We start from the raw sequence: 19,331 nt of genomic DNA on the forward strand, positions 1-19,331 counted from the left end.
AGGAATTAGGTGCAACATGCTAGTTCTCTCTAACTCCGTTGATTATCAACATACTATCTGAGCTTTACAAGTTGTGGACAAAGAAACAAAACAAGTAACGATTAATCCCTTTAAAAGACTCACAAAAAACATCATTGAAATGAACCGCACTCCAATAGTTCAAGCATTAAGTGAGGTTGATGATCTAAAATTGATGTGTATACTATTTTTGTCATCGGTTACCGATTACGTTCCTTAGGTATCTGAAAGGTCTATAATGAAGTTACCATCTAGTACCCAAAAACCGACTAGCTCCTATGAACTAGTCGGTTTCTCATCAATGCGCCAACATTTCTTGGGCGATTTCTTGGCCAGATAGGTTATCTGGGTAGTAGGTTGGCCAGTTATCCATTTCTTCAAAGAGGGCTTCTTGGCTTGTGCCTCCAAAGAAGATATGGAAATGTCCTGCCTTAACTGGGGCGATATTGTGGTCACTAAACTGAACATACTTGAATTGTCCAGCATCCGCATCTGTGGCTTCAAATAGGAAGCGCACGCCACGATTTCCTTTCTTGTAAGTCAAGATTTTCTTACCAACATACTTGTAAGTATATTTCTTACTTTGGCCACCTTGAACAAATTCCATAGTGTTATCAGTAATGTTAATCTTAGTCACATCTGTCTGATAGCCTTTTGTATAGTAGGCCTTGTACTCAGCCTGAGTCATCTTACCAGTCAACTTAGCCTTGTAGTCAAAAACTTGGTCAAACGTACCATCTTCAAGGAAAGGATAAACTGATTGCCAATTACCTGCATAGTCACTCAAGGTGCGATCCTTGACAGCTTCATCCTCAAAGTAACCATTTTGGACTGTCTTGGTATCCTCTGCCTTTTCAGGCTCAATAGCTGGGCCTTCTTGGTCTGTTGTTTGTTTCAGAGCCTTGAGGTTTTTCTCCATCACGGAAATGTAGTTTTCTCCAGCCTTGGTGTCCTCTTCCGTCAGACTTTCTAAAGTATTGAGGACATCTGTTTTGACACCTGCTTCTTTTGAAAGTGTATTAGCAAGTGCTTGTGAAGCATTTTCTTCAAAGTAGATATAGGCAATTTTATTTTTCTTGACGTACTCTGTCAATTCTGCCAAGCGAGCTGCTGATGGCTCTGCATCTGGAGAAAGGCCTGAGATTGCGACTTGTTTGAGCCCATAGTCCAAGGCAAGGTAGTTAAAGGCTGCGTGTTGAGTCACAAAGCTCTTTTGTTTGGCTTGAGACAAGCCTTCTGCATAAGCCTTATCCAAGGCTTGCAATTTTTCGATATAGGCAGCAGCATTCTTCTCAAAGGTCTCTTTTTTATCCGGATAATCTGCTGATAAGCTATCACGGATGTGCTCTACCAGTTTAATGGCACGAACTGGTGATAACCAAACATGGGGATCGTACTCATGGTGATGGCCTTCTTCTCCATGGTCATGGTCTCCCTCTTCTTCCTCACCACCTGGCAAAAGCAACATATCGCCTGTCGCCTTGATGGTTTTGACCTTTTTCTTATCCAAGGTATCTAGTAATTTAGGAACCCATGTTTCCATGTTTTCATTTTCATAAACGAAGGTATCTGCGTCTTGGATTTTGGCAACTGCCTTGGCAGACGGTTCATATTCATGAGGTTCTGTACCAGCACCGATTAGGAATTCTACATTAGCAGTATCTCCTGCGACTTGCTTGGTAAATTCATAGACAGGGTAAAAGGTTGTCACAATATTTAGTTTGCCATCTGCCTGCTTTTGATTGGAACAAGCCACTAAAAACAAGGCACACAGACTGGCGAACAATAAGCTAATTTTTTTCACGTTAGTCTCCTATTTGATAAAACGTCTTACTAAACTAATGAGTAAAAAGACAGTTACAAAAATAATGGTAATACTTGCACTTGCAGGTGTTTCTGCATAGTAGGAAATGTAAAGTCCTGCTACCATTCCCAAAAATCCAATAGCACTGGCAAGCAGCATAACCGATTTAAAGTTTTTCCCTAGACGAAGGGCAATACTGGCTGGCAAGACCATAATGGTCGATACCAGAAGAGCTCCTGCAGCTGGAATCATAAGGGCAATGGCCACCCCCGTCACCATGTTAAAAAGAATAGACATGGTACGAACAGGCAAGCCATCCACAAAGGCTGTATCCTCATCAAAAGTCAAGATATACATCGGACGAAGGAAGAGGAAGGTCAACATCAAAACAACCGCCGCAATGACAAAGAGGGAAATAACCTGCTCTTCACTAATCGTCACGATAGAACCAAAAAGATACTGGTCCAAACTCATTGAACTCGAGCTTTTACCCTTGCTCATGACAATCAGAGAAACAGCCAGACCTGTCGACATGAGGATAGCTGTCCCGATTTCCATAAAGCTCTTGTAAACTGTACGGAGATACTCCAAAAAGACCGCCGCAATCAAGACAATGGCAATCGTAGAAACAGTCGGAGAAATCCCTAGGACCAGACCAAAGGCTACACCTGAAAGAGAGACGTGGCTGAGGGTATCACTCATCAAACTTTGACGGCGCAAGATAAGGAAGGTTCCAAGAACTGGCGAGAAAAGACTCATGGCAATAACGGCCAGAAAGGCACGCTGCATAAAATCATAAGATAATAAACTAAGCATGGCCCACCTCCTGATCATTCTCATGAACGTTGAAACAACGCCATGGCGAGTCTTGGTTACGGACTAAATGAATATTGCGGTCCGCATAGTCCTTAACTTCTTCAGGGTCATGAGTAATCATCAAAACAGCCTTGCCATGATGATGGGCGCTGTGATGCATGAGTTCGTAAAATTCGTTTTTACTTCCTGCATCCATCCCCGTTGTCGGCTCATCTAGGATAAACACATCTGGATCCGAAGCAAACATACGCGCAATCACCGCTCGCTGCTTTTGTCCTCCAGATAGAGAACCCAAGCGTTTGTCTCGATGTTCCCACATGCCAACTGAGTCCAGACTAGCCTTGATATGCTCCTCATCATGAGCATTCAAGCGACGGAACCAGCCTTTTCGCGGATAGCGACCCGACTTGACAAATTCATAAACCGTACTTGGAAAACCTGCATTAAAACTAGCAATCTGCTGGGGAAGATAGGCCATTCTCAATTTCTTACCCTGCGTATTTGTCTTTGAAATAGTTACCTTACCAATGCGTGGTTGGAGAATTCCAAGACTGGCTTTGATGAGTGTCGTCTTAGCCGCTCCATTTTCCCCCGTCAAGGTAACAAATTCCCCACTATCAATACTATAATTGATATGTTCAAGAACAGGCTCCTTATCATAATAGAAAGATAAATCCTCTACCGTAATATATCTCATTATTTGATTTCTCCTACTAAAGCAGTCAAAAACCGCTGAATCACTTTTTGTTCATTTGGAGTAAACTGAGTCGCCACTTCTTCATAGATTAAAAGTGTATGCTCATGGTGATGATGGTGCTCCTCAGCGATTGGACGAGCCAAATCAGTCAACTGATAAAAAATCACACGCGCATCCTTCGGATCTTTAGACGTTTCCAGCATTCCTTCCTTGACCAAAGACTTAATGGCCTTGGTAACTGCTGCCTGACTGACATTGAGACGACGGGCCAGTTCTGAATTTGTTAAAGATTCCTCTGACAAGAGCATGAGGATATGCTCCTGAGTATTGGTCAGGGTCACCTCGCTAGTGCAATGACCTATTAGGATTTCATGCTGATTTTCAGACTTCAAGATAACCTCATTCAAAAAAGTATCAATTTCCTGCGCAAGCTGTCTCATGTGTTACTCCTTTCTTAACTATCACTTTTAGATAAAAATACCGATAGCCATCGATTCTTTACTGGTTAATTATATCACAAACCAAAAAAGAGTCAAGGGAAAGAGCTATAAAAACGTTTCCCTTGACTCCTTTAGATTTGAAATTTAACTTATTTTTGCTGTGATTTTTTACTTACAAAGATACCTGCTAACCCTGCAACCATTCCCATTAAAAGCAAGAAAATAGATTGTTCACTACCTGTATTTGGAAGAACTTTTTCTGAAACGACTTCCTTCTTGCTAAATTGACCTGCCACCTCATAAGAAAGTTTTACAGTAGTATTTGCATCACCTGTAGCTGCATCCGTTTGAGACGTTTCTGTAGGTAGACTAAAGTTTTTAGAATCAACAGAAATCGTCCGTGAATTTGGATTAATCTTTTCATACTGACTCAAATCAGCAGTTTTCAGATATTCTTCAAAGGCTGCATCCATAGAAGGACCTTCTTCTCGTGCACCACCTAACATAGTGTAACCATCTCCACCTGCAGCTAGGAAATCATTGGTTGCAAGATAGTAGGTTTTTACGAGATCCAGGAGATCATAACGACCAGTCACGCGGTTTTTGACCTGGATTGCCAAGACACGTTTCCCTGATGGTAGGTTAGTATCATAGTAGACCTTCACACCTGAAACTTGCAAGAAACCACCACTTGGTTCTAGCAATGGTTGTCCGTTCTCATCCAAGACCTTCTTGCCATCCTTATCGACCTGCAAGATAGATCCGAGTGACTTTTCAAACATATCCAATACTTGTTGCCCAGTCACTTGGATTTGTGAAATGGTATTTCCAAATGGAAGAACAGCAATAACATTACCTTTTGTGATTGGTTTTCCTTTTGCAATAGTTTCACGCAGTCCACCACCATTTGTCACAGCTATGTCAGTCTGATGGCTAAATCCTGTTTGACCATACTGATAGAGGGAATCTGCTACGACGTTTCCGAGGTTAGTTTCACGGACTCGAACATTTTCCCGGTCACCGTTGAGTTCTACTGGGCTATTTGAAACGACTTCAACAGCATTTTCAGCATCGTATTTTTGTTTAATGTCTTTGACTAGTTTTTCAACTGTTGGATTTGCTGGTAGTTTTTTGGCATCAGCAGCCGCAATCTGAGTTGGATTTCCCAAAAGCTGATGTGATTTGTAGATGATTTTCCCTACATTATGAAGGTAGCTTCCTGTCTGGTTATAGGTAACATTTTCCCCATAGGTCGTTGATTCTACTGTATGAGAGTGGCCATCGATTACTGTTACGCGTTTCCCTTTCAAACGAGGATTTTTAGACAAGGCTTCTGCCAGAGTTGAACCACGCCATTCGACTGGGGTTGTCGTATCTACACCTAAGTGAGCGAGTACGACATATTGTTTGTAGTCCTTACCTTCGGTACTTGCCTTAGCTTGCACTTCTTCAATAACCTTATTCACCTCTGTGATTGGATCTGTAAAGGTTACTCCTTTGACATTTTTAGGGTGAGTTTTAGTAGCTGTTTCCGGTGTTGTCACACCAATCACAACAAACTCATCACCTTCTACAGTCTTATCTTTATCAACAATTGTAGAATCTTCAAAGAGACGGGTACCATTGACGTAGGTATTTGAGCTAAGTAATGGGAATTTCAAAATTTCCTTGTATTTCTTAGCTTCGTCTAAACCAAAGTCAAACTCATGGTTTCCTACTGCCATGGCATCATACTGCATCTGATTGAGAATTTCGGCGCGTGCTTCACCCTTTGTAGAGTTGGAAATCGGTAAACCTTGGAAGGCATCTCCAGCATCTACGACGAGAGTAGTTTGATTTGATTTCGCGCGTTCCTGCTCGATGACTGTCGCTAGCTTAGCGTCTCCAATAACGCCCTTTTCCTCAACAATACGACCATGGACATCATTGGTGTGCAAGATAACGGTGTCTTTTTCTTCGCTTTTAGGAGATTCAACAGGAGTTTCCTTTGCTTCCGCTGATTCAACAGTTGTGGGAGTTGCCGCCTCTATTGTTGGAGCTGCAGGAGTTGCTACAGCAGGTGACTTCTCTATAGAACTAGCCGTTTCATCAGCATAAGCATGCCCAGCCAATAAGACTGGGGCCAATAGGGCTGTCGACAAGACAGGTAACAAGAAACGTTTATTCATTTTCATCCCTTTCTTTTTCTCATTCACACTATATTGTACGCTATTTACAATATTTTTGAAACTTTCAACATATTTTTTACTAAAATATTCGCCATTTAACAAAAAAGCCTGAACTAAAAAATTCAAGCTTTTAATCAATTTATTGAAATTCCTTAACATCTCCATCATAAGTCGCCCAGTCTTTGCTAAAAAAGCGTTCATTCAGATGGTAAGTCGGAGCTTGCGTGGGATTGGATAGGAAAGGATCAACTGCCTTATCAAAAGCAAGCCAACCCAACCAACCTAGGTGAATGGTATCCTTAATAAAATAAGGATCCCCTCCATTTTTTGAAAAGTCAGCAATATTAGTGAAACCTTGACTTTCTAATTGGTAACGAATTTTCTCCACTGCATGCTGGTACATATCTTCTCTAAGCCCTGTGTAGTCCATCCATTTCTTGTTGACAGGTTGGATGACAAAGAGGACATTAACTTTCGATTTTGCAAATTGATTGAGAACCAACTGTAAATCATTATATTCAGATGATTTTAGGAAGCTGTAATTCTTTTGATAGCCCTTATATCTCTTGATGTAGTCTTTAATTTGGGTCTTATAAAATTGATTTTCCATCCCCATATCATTATTGGTCGTACTTGCTTCTGCATCCTTTCGAGCAATTTTTTCTAACTCTTGGTAAGAAAATTGATCTGGAAGATCTTTTAAATAATTCTCCACATGTTCCTTATATTTGAGTGTTCCTCTAATGGAGAACTGACCAAATAGAGAAGCCTGTCTCTCATTGAATCGGGCAAATGCTTTAATGAGAGCATGATCAACTTCTGACAGTTCCTCTCCCTTTTCCAACTTCTGAACAATACTTTTCATAGATAAGTCTGGATTTTGCTTTAAGATACGTTTGGCCGCGTGTTTCGCAGCTATATCTCCTGTTTGATTTTCCAAAAAAGCCGTCAACTGATCATTATTAAAATAATTTTGAAAGGATGCAAGCTCGTAATCTTCTTCTGTAAACCACTGAGGAGAAATCACAAATACCGCCTGTTTATTCTCAATTTCTGGCAAAATTTGTTGCATACCAAAGTACTGATTGAGAGAAGCCGCCCCCGCCTGACCCAAAAAATATGGACGATAAGAACGATTATACTTTTCAGCTAATACAGCAGGATGCATACTATCAAAACGAATCCACTCACTTGAACCAAAAAAGGGGATAAAACGCATATTAGGATCTGAAAGAGCCCTAACCTTTTGACTTCTTTCTTTAAAACTTTCCGTGCTAATTGCAGCCGCAGAATGTTTTTCTTCTAACAAATTATGACTTTGATTACCAGGATAGAAATAAATCAATAATAAGACAAGAAAACTAGCAAGAAACAGAGGCCCAAAGATTAACCATAAGCGTTTAAGCATTTTGTAGCTCCACAATACCAGCTACGATTTTATTAGCCGTATTCCAGTCGTCGCGACCAAACTCTGTAACAGGGACACGAATAGCAAAACGGTTTTCAATCTCCACAATCAACTCAACCGTTCCCATACTATCCAAGACACCTGCATCAAAAAGATCTTCATCCATCATGTCAGAAACATCTTCCATAAACAACTCATCAATAATTTCGATAACTTCTGATTTGATATCCATATTTTATTTCCTTTTATTTTTTAAACCATAAATCATTCAAAAATCCAGAAAAGATTAAGAATGACAGCATGACGACATGGAAGGTGACAACCATGCCAAGCAACTGAATCCAGCGATTCTCAGGTAGAGCAGCTTTCCCTGCTTTTTTCCGTTCCTTATTGAGCGTTTTTTTCTTGCGAATCCAAACATCATTAATAACCAAGCCTAATCCATGAAAGAGGCCATAGGCGATATAGTACCAGGTCACTCCATGCCAAAATCCCATAATCAGCATATTTACAATATAGGCCACACTTGAGGTTACATTGCGATTCTTAAAGACCTTCTTTCTGGTCAACACCATGACCATTCGCATAAAGACAAAGTCACGGAACCAGAAAGACAGACTCATGTGCCAGCGATTCCAAAACTCTTTTAAATCCCTAGATAAAAAAGGCTTGTTGAAGTTAATTGGACTATGAATCCCCATTAAGTTTGAGATTGCCAAGGCAAACATAGAGTAGCCTGCAAAGTCAAAGAAAAGTTCTAGACCAAAGGTATACATAACTGCCAAGGCATAGTGGTTAAAAAAGCCACCTGTCTGCAGGGCTAGATTCTTCAGAGGAGGTAATAAAATCTCTCCTAAAATGTGAGCTATGATAAACTTATATAGAAAGCCAAGCATAATATACTTGACAGCCTCTTCCAGCATATCTATCAACTCATCCCGCTCAGGAATGGTCTGATAATTTTCATTAAATCGCTTAAAGCGATCGATTGGGCCACTTGAAAAAGTCGGCATGAAGAGAAGAAAACGGAGGAATTCCCAGAGGGTAAAATCCTTAATCACTCCATCTCTCAGCTCGATGATAATCCCAACCGAACGAAAGGTCAGGTAAGAAATTCCCAAAAAACCAAGCAAAGACTGCGTTCCATTGATAGCCGGCTGCACCTTGACAAAGACAATCGGCAGTAGGGACAGAAAACTAACTAGGTAGAAGACCCACTTCCCATCCTTACTTTTTCGATAGTGCTTATAGAAGAGCAGGAGCAATATTTCCCAGCACAGATAAATACCCAAGGCAACCAACTGATTAGTCTTCCCACCCACCAACATGGTGACGATAAAGAAGAGGCTAACCAGCACTTCATACCAGGCAAAGCGTTTCTTGAAAAAGAGACCGATAAAGATGGGCAAGGTTGCAGCAATCACATAAACAAAATACTGAGGATTGCCATACGGCTCTAAATGATGAAGCTGTTTAAAGAACTCCATCATCTCCTATTTACCTCATTAATCAATCCTTTGATGTCAATTTTCCCATTTGGAGTCAGTGGCAAACTGTCTCGATAAAGGAATTTGGACGGCATCATATAAGACATCATAATATCTGTCAAGTCTTCCTTGATAGCCTTGGTAATATCGATATCACGTTCAAACTGCTCACGAACACCATCTTTTAAGATGACATAGGCCAACAAATTTTGTACCTTGTGGTCCTTGTTATAGCGCGGTACTGCAACAGCAGAATCGATAAAGCGAGACTTGTTGAGGTTTTGAGAGACATCTTCTAACTCAATGCGGTAACCGTTGAACTTAATCTGAAAGTCCATGCGTCCGCCGTAGAGAAGCAAGCCCTCATCTGTCATGGTTCCCACATCGCCTGTGTGATAGGCTGGCAGTCCTTCAAACTCAAAGAAGGCTTCCACTGTTTTTTCAGGATTGTTCAGATAACCTTTTGAAACGGCTGGTCCAGAAACAATGATTTCTCCCTGTTCGCCATTTGGCAATTTATTGCCTTCCTCGTCAATGATAAAGGTTGGAGAATCAGCCTTGGTATATCCGATTGGTAGGCGTTTGAGAGTCGCTAGCATTTCGTCTGTCACGGCAACAGCTGATAGGGCTACTGTCGCTTCTGTTGGACCGTAGGCATTGATAATACGAGCATTTGGGAAACGTTCGCGCAGTTTTTGAGCTGTTTTAACCGTCAATTCTTCACCATCAAAGTAGAAATGCGTGATACCTGGCATTTTCTCGCTGTTGAAGTCTTCAGACAACATGGCCATATCCGCAAAGGATGGTGTTGAAGTCCAGATAGCGATTGGCAATGAAAAGATGGTCGCAAAGAGTTGCTTAAAGTCCTGAGTGATGACAGATGGTAAGGCAAAAAGAGTTCCTCCCAGTGCCAAGGTCGGAGCCCAATACATGACAGACAAGTCAAAAGAATAAGGTGGCTGAGCCAACATTTGCGGACGACTTGGCGTCGCAAATTCCTTGTCCGTAATCATCCAGTTGGTAAAGCTGAGGAGATTATCATGTGAAATCTGCACTCCCTTTGGCTTACCAGTCGTACCAGAAGTAAAGATAATGTAGTAGTTATCATCTCCCTTGACTGGATGCGCGATCTCATAGCTAGGCCCTTGAGCAAAGGCTTCATGAACCTGAGCTAGATTCAACATCGGTGTAGAAATCTGCTCCAATGGAAAGTCTGAAATGGCAATAATCAAGCTTGGATCTGCTACTTCTAAAATAGCTGAAACTCGCTCCAAGGCCGAATGGCTGTCAATGGGAATGTAGGCATGACCTGACTTAGTCAGCGCTACAAAGGTTGCCAACATTTCATATTCTTGGCCACCAAAAACAACCACAGGAGACTTCTCTGGTAAATCCAGTTGATCGATGGCTGCAGCCAAACTATCCGAATCAGCTTTCAAATCTCCATAGGTGTGTTCCTGTCCCAAAACATTGTAAACAGGATAGCTAGGCTGGGTCTGAGCAAAATGCTCAATGGTTTCAATCATATCTACTATTGGTTTATTTGACATAATAAGGATTCTCCTTCAAGTTAAAATTCATTATAGATAAAGCTTCCTTGACCCTGACCAAGATAGCTAAAAAAGTAAAGTAGCCCTAGAAAGATAATAAAATACAAGGCTGTCCGACCAAAAAAGAGGTACAATTCTTTTCTCTGTTTCATCAAGAAAAACCATTCATTTCTGTAATTTTTCGCTAAAATAAAATCAATTTCTTACTAATTTATTTTTCTGCTATTATACCACTTTATAGACTAGTTTTTCAATTGTTTACCCGTCTATTTTCACTACGTTTCAGTAACATTAATTTGTTCCATATGATTCTTTCTAATGATATCTCGAATGCTTTTCAGTATAGATTATATGGGGACTACAACAAAATAGGCTCCATACTACCTATATAGGATTTCTCCACTATAAATATTATAGAGCCTTATCTTATGTCTCACTTTATCAGTGCAGTTCCCTTTATCTAGAGATTTTTATAGTATGTGATCCTAGAATTCACTATAGATAAATTCTTGAATGTTTGAAAAATCGGTTACAAAACAATAAATCACGATGCTTAAGATAACCGTATAGAAAAATAGCGTCCACAAGATTAAACTGTGTGTGTTAGTTATCTTGGTTTGCAAATTTGTAAAGTTCTTTTTCAACTTCCATCCATCCTTTCACTCCAACGTGCATCACATCAAATAAAAAGTAATCATCATACTCTCTGTTTCCGTAGTTTAATACCGTTGCACCATGGCTTTTTGCGATATCTTCTATTTTTTTATAAGTTTTCTCTCTCATCTCTCTTGAGACACCTGTGTAGTCATTCCATTTCCCGTTTACTGGAAAAATAATGACTTCAACTTCAATTCCCAATTCCTTGGCAACTGTCAAGAAAAGTTCCATATCTGAATACTCTGGCGACTCCAGATAGCTCAAATCTTTATTAGAATCTTTCAGAGATACATAGCGATCTTTTAAGTAGGTATTGTAGTAGTTATTATCAACAGCATAATCATTATTGTCTGTTTTCTTTTTGACCTCTTCTACAAACTGATTCGTCATTTCTTCCCAATCATAGTCTGGGGTTTTATCCCCTAGTGAAGGATAATCTGATTTGGCATGTTTTTGATAAAAAGTCTGTTTGAGTTTAAAGGAATAAATCGCATTATCTAACTCCAATAGTTTTTTATCAACAATCATTCCTTTCTCATCTATAAAATAACTTTTGTATTTTTTGTAGATGTCATTTTGTTGCTTGTTCCCCTTGGTAATTTCGATAATGCGATTGATTAGTTTTTCTTTCGTTTCCTTACTAATCTTATCATTACCTAGCATATGGAAAATATGTTCCTGAGAAGCCTTGTTCAAAAAGGCATCTTGATGAGTCCCATCTTTTTCAAACCACTGAACCGACTCTATTATAGCCACTTTTCTCTTAGTCATAGATCCCTCAATAGAACCCAAGGTCGTAGCCTGAATGATGTTTTGTGAATAACTGGTCCCAATCTGCATGATATTAAAATCGTTGTAGTTAAAAATTTTATTGGGATGATAGTCTTCATTTATCGTCGCAACCAACTCAGATGATCCCAATAAAACAAATGTATTGGGAGTAATATTGCTTGTCAGAATATCTCTACTTTTATACTTTTCATACGAAGTGCTGTAGCGAATACTGTTATCCTTTACTTTATAATAATCATCAATCTTCTTGACGTATGTCACATTTAAAAGGGCAAGCGTCGCAATTACGAGCACAAGCGATAGCAAAAATGCTTTTAGTTTAATCATCTAGTTTTATCCTATCCCTTCGATCCGTCCAATCTCTTTTCAATTTCTTATCTCTTTAAAATCGTAAGTAAGATTTTATAGGGTTCACCTGAAAAGATAAAGAAACCAATCATAACCAAATTCATGGTTACAAACCAACTTAGTAACTTATACCAATTTTTATTTTTATTTTTCTTATAAAAATTACTTTTCTTTTGATACACTTCAAATCCAGCCATCAAGACACCATGATAAAAACCATAAACAATGTAGCTAACACTAAGACCATGCCAAAAACCCATGACCAACATATTGACCATATAGGCGTAGATTGCATTGTGTAGTCTATTTTTAAACCATTGTTTCCTGATAACCTGCATCAATACTCTTGAAAATACAAAATCTCTCAACCAGGTCGACAAAGTGATATGCCATCTGGTCCAGAAATCCTTGATATCGACACTCAAGAAAGGTTTGTTAAAGTTCATCGGTGTCTGAATACCTAGAATGTTACTACTTCCGACAGCCATTAGACTATAGCCTGCAAAGTCGAAGAACATATACAAGGTATAGAGGTACATATATTTGATTGAGTAAACGACTGTGCCAGTATTGCTTAGAGCGAGTAATATCTGGTACACATAGGTTGATAAAACAACCTTGTAAAGAAGGCCTAGAACGATACGATAAACACCGTCACCTGCCAACTCTAGATACTCTTTTCGTGGCATGACATCGTTTATCTCTTTTAAAAATCTCCTACTCCGATCAATCGGACCAGCACTAACTGTTGGAAAAAAGAGCAAAAACTGTAAATAATCTTTTACACTGATTTTTTCTTTAATCAAGCCATCCGATATTTCTAGCATAATCTGAATGGTCTTAAAGGACATGTAAGAAATTCCAATAAAGGCCAACAAATGCAGAGAAGTCAGGGCAAAAACTTTATTGATCACTAAAGGAAGAATAGAAAGGAAAATCAGAGGTTTCATTCGCTTTACTTCTATACTCTGTGCTAGAAAAACTAGAAAATATTGATAAACGACAAAGGCGAGTAAATAGACAATCATTGCTCTACTCTTGCCATAAATAGCTCCTGCAAATAAGAGGGAGAGCGCCAAAATATAGTAGTCCTTACGTTTTTCAAAAAAGTTTACCACAAAACCAATCAGTAAAACTGCAAACAAAAGAAGAAAAAACTCATTCCCCTCGAAATAATTCATACCAGCCAAACTCCTTTTTTTCTCATCTCTTGATTTATCTTTTTAGGATTAGTTCCTATCATATTACCAAGGATAATTAACTTTATTCATTATATCATAATTTAAAAACTATAAATACTTCTATTATCTAATTCCCTAAAATAAAAAATTCAACCGACTCTTAGCAATGAAACAAAATTATTTACACAATAAATAAAATTCAAGAACAAAAAATTGATGAAGGAACCAGTGAAGAATTCTGCCTTTTTAGCTGAAATAGTAATCAACACCAGTATATAAACTTAAAAAATCAAAACGACCAAAATGAAGTGAGAAATTGAACTGCACCCCAAAAGTTAGACAGAAAAAATCTAACTTTTGGGGTGTTTTTATCTTGAAATTAACTTATGATGATAAAGTTCAGATCTATGAACTTAGAAAACAAGGCTATAGCTTAGAGAAGCTTTCAAATAAATTTGGGATAAATAATTCTAATCTTAGGTATATGATTAAATTGATTGATCGTTACGGAATGGAGTTCGTCAAAAAAGGAAAAAATCGTTACTATTCTCCTGATTTAAAACAAGAAATGATTCATAAAGTCTTACATGAAGGCTGGACTAAAGATAGAGTTTCTCTTGAATACGGCCTCCCAAGTCGTACGATACTTCTTAATTGGCTAGCACAATACAAGAAAAATGGGTATACTATTGTTGAGAAATCAAGAGGGAGAGTACCTAAAATGGGACGTAAGCCAAAAACGAGACCTGAAAAGAGGACAGAATTAGAACGTCTTCAAGCAGAAAATGAGTACCTGAGAGCGGAGAATGCCATCCTAAAAAAGTTGAGAGAACTCCGATTGAAGGAGAAAAAAGAGAAAGAAGAAAGACAGAAATTGTTCAAGAATTAATGACTGAGTTTTCGTTAGATATTCTTCTAAAAGCCATTAAACTAGCTCGTTCGACCTACTACTATCACTTGAAACAACTAGACAAAGCAGATAAGGACCAAGAGCTTAAAGCTGAAATTCAATCCATTTTTATCGAACACAAGGGAAATTATGGTTATCGTCGGATTCATTTAGAACTAAGAAATCGTGGTTATCTGGTAAATCAGAAAAGAGTTCAACGCTTGATGAAAGTACTCAATTTACAAGCTAAAATGCGACAGAAACGAAAATATTCTTCTCATAAAGGAGACGTTGACAAGAAAGTAGATAAGCTTATTCAACGCCAATTTGAAGCAGCCAAACCAATGGAAAAGTGTTATACGGATGTGACAGAGTTTGCCATTTCAAATAGCTCGCAGAAATTATATTTATCGCCTGTTTTTAGATGACTTTAACAGCGAAATTATTGCTTTTAATCTTTCTTGTTCTCCTAATTTAGAACAAGTAAAAACGATGTTGGAACAGGCCTTCACAGAGAAACACTACGAGGATACGATTCTCCATAGTGACCAAGATTGGCAATACCAACACGATTCTTATCATCGGTTCCTGGAGCATCTATGTCGCGCAAGGGTAACAGCCCAGACAACGGTATGATGGAGTCCTTCTTTGGCATTCTGAAATCGGAGATGTTTTATGGTTATGAGAAGTCATGTCAGTCGCTTAAGTAATTGGAACAAGCCATTGTAGACTATATTGATTACTACAACAACAAACGAATTAAGGTTAAACTAAAAGGACTCAGTCCTGTGCAGTACAGAACTAAATCCTTCGGATAAATTAATTGTCTAACTTTTGGGAGTCAGTACAAAAGTGCTCCTTATTCTGGTCGTTTTTTATAAGTTATGTTTATTAAGGTATGGATAATTGAGTTTTAATATCTTAGAAAACTGAAAATACAAGCACGGCCAAGGCTGCACCGATAACAGGTCCCACAACTGGAATCCAAGCATAAGACCAGTCTCCGTCCCCCTTGTTTGAAATTGGAAGGATGCTGTGCATAATACGAGGTCCAAGGTCACGCGCAGGGTTCAAGGCATAACCTGTTGTCCCGCCTAGTGATAGACCGATACCGACAATCAAGGTACCTACTGCAAAGGTTCCGATACCTGCCTGAAAATCGTAAAGACCCAATGCAAAGATTGTCAATACCAAAACAAAGGTTCCAAGGATTTCGCTAATCAAGTTTGACACAGTATCTTTGATGGCTGGTCCTGTGCTGAAAGTAGCCAAAATATTTCCTGCGTTTTCTTCTGCTTCGTAGTGAGGTTTGAATTGCAACCAAACCAAAATCTGACCCAGCATAGCCCCTGCGAACTGGGCTAGGATGTAAGGGAAAACGGAAGCCCAAGGCAGACCACCTTTTAAGGCCACACCGATGGTCACAGCTGGGTTTAAATGAGCTGGACTGAGCTTCCCAGATACAAATACTGCAACCGCAACTGCAATCCCCCAACCCATGGTAATCACAATCCATCCTGCACTGTTGCTCTTGGTTTTTGGAAGAACCACACCTGCAACAACACCATTTCCTAGAAGAATTAGGATTAAAGTTCCTAGGAATTCTCCAAATAATTCATTCATCATCTTTCTGTCTCCATTAAAAATAAGGGGCGGGCGACAAGGAGTTCTGCCCTCCACCTCTTTTATTTTTTCTTAATTTTTTAATTCTGCTAAATCGTTGTTAGCAAGAGCTGATTCGACATCCGCACGGTAAGCTGCTTTTTCTTCTTCTGTCCAGTCATAGAATCGTCCCATTTCATCTAAAACTGGCTCAACGATGCTATCCAAACTATCACGCATAAAGAGCATGTGGTTGGTACGACGAAGGAGGAAGTCAACTGGGCTAAGAGCCAACTCATTGCGCATTGCATAGTGAAGTGATAAAGTATCTGCCAAGCTGAGTCCTGGTGCTTGTTCCAAGCTGTGAGCAAGGGCAAAGACCTTCGGTGCATTTGAACCGTAAAGATTTGCGAGATAATGAGCTTCCTTGCTATCCAATCCACGTGACACTCCAAGTTGCGCAAAGGCTTCGATTTCTGAGTCTACATTTGCTGGGTTCAATTCTCCACCTGAAACAGGGTAAGTCTTAGAATTGATGAGTTTAAAGCTACGGTCAAATTCTGCTTTGAGGATGTCAACCACGCACTCCATAGCTCCTTCAGCCATCTTACGGTAGTCTGTGATTTTACCACCAGCAAGGGTCAAGAGGCCATTGTCATCTCGGTCCAAGCTCGAACCACGTGAAACTGCAGATGGATCCAAATGCTTCTCAGAGGTACTGCTTTCAAGCTTGCTGACAGCAGACTCAACATCTTCACGCGTTTTTTCTTTAGAGAGATAAGATTCAACAGTCGCAATCAAGTTGTTAAAGCTTTCATCACTGATTGTACCGTTATTTCCTCCATTGTAGTCAGAAGCGCTATTGCCTGCGATCAATGGACGAAGACCTGCCCAACTACTTTCAATATCATCAATGGTAATGTTGGCTTCTGGGAAGCGGTTATTGACAATACCAAGTAGGTAGTCTACATCTTCTTGAGTTACTTTTGGATGTTCCAAGTCACCTGTGTAGTCTGTATCCGTTGTACCAAAGTAAGTCTTGTTTTCACGTGGGAGAACAAAGACCATACGGCCATCACCCAAACCTGTGTCAAAGTAAACTGGCTGTGAAACCTTGATTTTGCTTGAATCCACTACCAAGTGAACTCCCTTAGTTGGACGCATTTGTGAGAATTGTGTTCCCTTATTAGACAAATTGCGCACCTTATCGCTCCAAGGACCTGTTGTGTTGATAACCAGACGAGCCTTGATTTCAAAGACTTGGTCTGTCAACAAATCACGAGCTACCACACCTGTAATCTTGCCACTTTCTTCAAAGAGGAAGCCTTCTGCCTTCACGTGGTTGGCAATGAGAGCACCGTCTTGGTTAGCACGTTTAATGTTTTCAATCACGAGACGCGCATCGTTGTTACGGAAGTCAAGGTAAACCCCACCTCCTACCAAACCTTCTTTCTTCAAGTTTGGCTGGCGTTCCAAGACTTCTTCCTTGCTCAAGACCTTGTTAGCAGCTGGTGTGTTGTTGACACCTGCCAAAAGGTCGTACAAGTCCATAGCTACTTTAAGACGGAAGAGGCTAAAGGTAGCTCCATCTTCATCGTAAACTGGTAAGAGCATTGGGTCTGGTTTTGGAATGTGTGGAGCTATTTGTTGAACCACTGCACGTTCAGAAACCGTATCTGATACAACTTCTACGTCAAATTGTTTGAGGTATCGAAGACCTCCGTGAACTAATTTTGTTGAACGGCTAGATGTTCCTTCTGCAAAGTCCTGCATTTCAATCAAACCAGTTTCAAGACCGCTAGCTGCCGCCTGCAAGGCTACACCGGCCCCTGTGATTCCTCCACCGATAATCAAGAGGTCCAGGGTACGTTCCTGCATTTTTTTAATTGATAATTCACGTGTTTTCTTTGAAAATTCCATATTTACACACTTTCTAACTAAGTCGCTTTATTCTTCCAGTATTAGTCGTCTACTTCCGCAAAGACTTGGGTTGCTTTCACAGCTTTCTTCCAGCCCTTGTAGAGTTGTTCCTTGCGAGATTCGTTCATGGATGGCTCAAAGAGTTCTCCTGTCTCGTTCAAGAGTTTCAACTCATCCAAGTCCTTCCAATAGCCCACTGACAAACCAGCTAGGAAGGCTGCACCTAGAGCTGTTGTTTCCAAGTTTTTGGCGCGTGCAATATCGATTCCCAAAATATCAGCTTGGAACTGCATGAGGAAGTTGTTCATAGCTGCACCACCATCTACTTTCAAGACTTGGATAGCTGTCTGAGCATCCACTTGCATGGTGTCGATGATGTCACGCACTTGATAAGCAATTGATTGAAGAGTTGCCTTGATAAAGTCTTCCTTACTTGTTCCACGAGTCAAGCCAAAGACAGAACCGCGGGCATTTTGGTTCCAGTATGGAGCACCTAGACCTGTAAAGGCTGGAACGACATAAACTTCATCGTTGTTGTGAGAATCACGAGCGTATTTTTCAGATTCTGGTGAATTTTCCACCATGCGAAGACCGTCACGAAGCCACTGAATAGCACTTCCTGCGATGAAGATTGAACCTTCCAAGGCATAGTAAACCTTGCCGTTAATACCATAACCAATCGTTGTCAAGAGGTTATTTTCAGACAACTGCATCTCTTCCCCAGTGTTCATGATGATGAAAGAACCTGTTCCGTAAGTATTTTTAACCATACCAGGTTCAAAGGCCAACTGTCCAAAGAGGGCTGCCTGTTGGTCACCAGCCATACCTGAGATTGGCACTTCTCCACCGTAGAAATGGAATGGCGCTGTCTTACCGTAGATTTCAGAGTTAGAACGAACTTCTGGTAACATAGCCTTAGGAATGTTGAGGATTTCCAAAATCTCATCATCCCATTTGAGTTCTTTAATGTTATAAAGCATGGTACGAGCTGCGTTTGAGTAGTCGGTCACGTGAGCCGCACCGTCAGTCAATTTCCAAACCAACCAAGTATCGATAGTACCAAAGAGCAATTCCCCTTTTTCTGCTCGCTCTTGAGCGCCTTCTACATGATCCAAAATCCAACGAACCTTAGTAGCAGAGAAGTAAGCATCGATGATCAAACCAGTCTTTTCATGGAATTTTTCCACATAACCTTGACTTTTTAGTTGTTCAGCCAAAGGTGCTGTCTGACGTGACTGCCAAACGATAGCGTTGTAGATAGGAAGGCCTGTTTTCTTATCCCAAACGACCGTTGTTTCACGTTGGTTGGTAATTCCGATTGCTTCAATCTGACTTGGTTTCACACCACTTTCGATGAAAGCACCCGCAATAACTGACTGAACAGAGTTCCAAATTTCATTAGCATTGTGCTCAACCCAACCTGCCTGAGGGAAAATCTGAGTGAACTCTTTTTGACTAGAGCTGACCTTTTCTCCTTTTTTATTGAAAATAATGGCACGAGAGCTTGTAGTTCCCTGGTCAATGGCCATGATGTATTTTTCTTGTGACATGTGC

Annotated in this window: 15 protein-coding genes and 1 pseudogene; 1 reads left to right on the forward strand and 15 read right to left on the reverse strand. The window is 40.0% G+C overall.

Annotated elements, in window-relative coordinates:
- Positions 1-316: 316 nt before the first annotated feature.
- The 12 genes from adcA to dltB (FBF73_RS01100) all read right to left on the reverse strand — a co-directional run bounded on the left by adcA (position 317) and on the right by dltB (FBF73_RS01100) (position 13,366).
- Positions 317-1,822 carry a zinc ABC transporter substrate-binding lipoprotein AdcA gene (adcA, locus tag FBF73_RS01045; protein WP_136936696.1) on the reverse strand — a complete coding sequence of 502 codons (1,506 nt, stop codon included), beginning with the start codon at positions 1,820-1,822 and terminating at the stop codon, positions 317-319.
- A gap of 9 nt (positions 1,823-1,831) precedes the next feature.
- The gene (locus tag FBF73_RS01050) at positions 1,832-2,638 is read right to left on the reverse strand and encodes a metal ABC transporter permease (protein ID WP_136936697.1); all 807 of its coding nucleotides are present in this window, start codon (positions 2,636-2,638) and stop codon (positions 1,832-1,834) included.
- Positions 2,631-3,335, reverse strand: a complete 705-nt coding sequence (locus tag FBF73_RS01055; protein WP_136936698.1) for a metal ABC transporter ATP-binding protein — start codon at positions 3,333-3,335, stop codon at positions 2,631-2,633. The genes FBF73_RS01050 and FBF73_RS01055 overlap by 8 nt, the downstream gene beginning before the upstream one ends.
- A complete protein-coding gene (gene adcR, locus FBF73_RS01060; RefSeq protein ID WP_136936699.1) occupies positions 3,335-3,775 on the reverse strand; it encodes a zinc-dependent transcriptional regulator AdcR in 441 nt (146 codons plus the stop codon). Before adcR ends, FBF73_RS01055 begins: the two co-directional genes overlap by 1 nt.
- Before the next feature lie 149 nt (positions 3,776-3,924).
- Entirely contained in the window at positions 3,925-5,943 is a 2,019-nt protein-coding gene (gene nt5e, locus FBF73_RS01065) for a cell surface ecto-5'-nucleotidase Nt5e (protein ID WP_136936762.1), read from the reverse strand.
- Positions 5,944-6,082: 139 nt separating this feature from the next.
- Positions 6,083-7,351 carry a D-alanyl-lipoteichoic acid biosynthesis protein DltD gene (dltD, locus tag FBF73_RS01070; RefSeq protein ID WP_136936700.1) on the reverse strand — a complete coding sequence of 423 codons (1,269 nt, stop codon included), beginning with the start codon at positions 7,349-7,351 and terminating at the stop codon, positions 6,083-6,085.
- A complete protein-coding gene (gene dltC / locus FBF73_RS01075; protein WP_136936701.1) occupies positions 7,344-7,583 on the reverse strand; it encodes a D-alanine--poly(phosphoribitol) ligase subunit DltC in 240 nt (79 codons plus the stop codon). The genes dltD (FBF73_RS01070) and dltC overlap by 8 nt, the downstream gene beginning before the upstream one ends.
- Positions 7,584-7,596: 13 nt before the next feature.
- Positions 7,597-8,841 (reverse strand): D-alanyl-lipoteichoic acid biosynthesis protein DltB, encoded by a 1,245-nt coding sequence (dltB, locus tag FBF73_RS01080; RefSeq protein WP_136936702.1) that lies wholly within the window; start codon positions 8,839-8,841, stop codon positions 7,597-7,599.
- Positions 8,838-10,388: a D-alanine--poly(phosphoribitol) ligase subunit DltA gene (gene dltA / locus FBF73_RS01085; RefSeq protein WP_136936703.1), complete on the reverse strand. Its 1,551-nt coding sequence runs from the start codon at positions 10,386-10,388 to the stop codon at positions 8,838-8,840. Before dltA ends, dltB (FBF73_RS01080) begins: the two co-directional genes overlap by 4 nt.
- Before the next feature lie 20 nt (positions 10,389-10,408).
- Positions 10,409-10,540 (reverse strand): teichoic acid D-Ala incorporation-associated protein DltX, encoded by a 132-nt coding sequence (locus FBF73_RS01090; RefSeq protein WP_004262018.1) that lies wholly within the window; start codon positions 10,538-10,540, stop codon positions 10,409-10,411.
- A 451-nt stretch (positions 10,541-10,991) separates the two neighbouring features.
- Complete coding sequence (gene dltD / locus FBF73_RS01095; protein WP_136936704.1) at positions 10,992-12,164, reverse strand: D-alanyl-lipoteichoic acid biosynthesis protein DltD; 1,173 nt, start codon at positions 12,162-12,164, stop codon at positions 10,992-10,994.
- 47 nt (positions 12,165-12,211) lie between these two features.
- A complete protein-coding gene (gene dltB, locus FBF73_RS01100; RefSeq protein ID WP_136936705.1) occupies positions 12,212-13,366 on the reverse strand; it encodes a D-alanyl-lipoteichoic acid biosynthesis protein DltB in 1,155 nt (384 codons plus the stop codon).
- A 373-nt stretch (positions 13,367-13,739) separates the two neighbouring features.
- Here dltB (FBF73_RS01100) and FBF73_RS01105 point away from each other — a divergent pair.
- A pseudogene (locus FBF73_RS01105) lies at positions 13,740-15,073 on the forward strand (IS3 family transposase).
- Positions 15,074-15,176: 103 nt separating this feature from the next.
- Here FBF73_RS01105 and FBF73_RS01110 read toward each other — a convergent pair.
- The 3 genes from FBF73_RS01110 to glpK all read right to left on the reverse strand — a co-directional run bounded on the left by FBF73_RS01110 (position 15,177) and on the right by glpK (position 19,327).
- On the reverse strand, positions 15,177-15,881 hold the full coding sequence (locus FBF73_RS01110) for an MIP/aquaporin family protein (RefSeq protein ID WP_136936706.1): 705 nt from the start codon (positions 15,879-15,881) through the stop codon (positions 15,177-15,179).
- A gap of 69 nt (positions 15,882-15,950) precedes the next feature.
- Entirely contained in the window at positions 15,951-17,777 is a 1,827-nt protein-coding gene (gene glpO / locus FBF73_RS01115) for a type 1 glycerol-3-phosphate oxidase (protein WP_136936707.1), read from the reverse strand.
- A 41-nt stretch (positions 17,778-17,818) separates the two neighbouring features.
- Positions 17,819-19,327 carry a glycerol kinase GlpK gene (gene glpK, locus FBF73_RS01120; RefSeq protein WP_000076797.1) on the reverse strand — a complete coding sequence of 503 codons (1,509 nt, stop codon included), beginning with the start codon at positions 19,325-19,327 and terminating at the stop codon, positions 17,819-17,821.
- Positions 19,328-19,331: the final 4 nt, after the last annotated feature.

Origin of the sequence: Streptococcus mitis (assembly GCF_005144795.1) — a bacterium.
Classification (GTDB): domain Bacteria; phylum Bacillota; class Bacilli; order Lactobacillales; family Streptococcaceae; genus Streptococcus; species Streptococcus mitis_BB.

Coding starts and splice junctions, on each gene's coding strand:
- dltD (WP_136936700.1), bottom strand. CDS start 7,351: ATGCTTAAACGCTTATGGTTAATCTTTGGGCCTCTGTTTCTTGCTAGT.
- dltB (WP_136936705.1), bottom strand. CDS start 13,366: ATGAATTATTTCGAGGGGAATGAGTTTTTTCTTCTTTTGTTTGCAGTT.
- nt5e (WP_136936762.1), bottom strand. CDS start 5,943: ATGAATAAACGTTTCTTGTTACCTGTCTTGTCGACAGCCCTATTGGCC.
- glpK (WP_000076797.1), bottom strand. CDS start 19,327: ATGTCACAAGAAAAATACATCATGGCCATTGACCAGGGAACTACAAGC.
- FBF73_RS01090 (WP_004262018.1), bottom strand. CDS start 10,540: ATGAAACAGAGAAAAGAATTGTACCTCTTTTTTGGTCGGACAGCCTTG.
- FBF73_RS01055 (WP_136936698.1), bottom strand. CDS start 3,335: ATGAGATATATTACGGTAGAGGATTTATCTTTCTATTATGATAAGGAG.
- FBF73_RS01050 (WP_136936697.1), bottom strand. CDS start 2,638: ATGCTTAGTTTATTATCTTATGATTTTATGCAGCGTGCCTTTCTGGCC.
- adcR (WP_136936699.1), bottom strand. CDS start 3,775: ATGAGACAGCTTGCGCAGGAAATTGATACTTTTTTGAATGAGGTTATC.
- dltC (WP_136936701.1), bottom strand. CDS start 7,583: ATGGATATCAAATCAGAAGTTATCGAAATTATTGATGAGTTGTTTATG.
- glpO (WP_136936707.1), bottom strand. CDS start 17,777: ATGGAATTTTCAAAGAAAACACGTGAATTATCAATTAAAAAAATGCAG.
- FBF73_RS01110 (WP_136936706.1), bottom strand. CDS start 15,881: ATGATGAATGAATTATTTGGAGAATTCCTAGGAACTTTAATCCTAATT.
- dltB (WP_136936702.1), bottom strand. CDS start 8,841: ATGATGGAGTTCTTTAAACAGCTTCATCATTTAGAGCCGTATGGCAAT.
- dltA (WP_136936703.1), bottom strand. CDS start 10,388: ATGTCAAATAAACCAATAGTAGATATGATTGAAACCATTGAGCATTTT.
- dltD (WP_136936704.1), bottom strand. CDS start 12,164: ATGATTAAACTAAAAGCATTTTTGCTATCGCTTGTGCTCGTAATTGCG.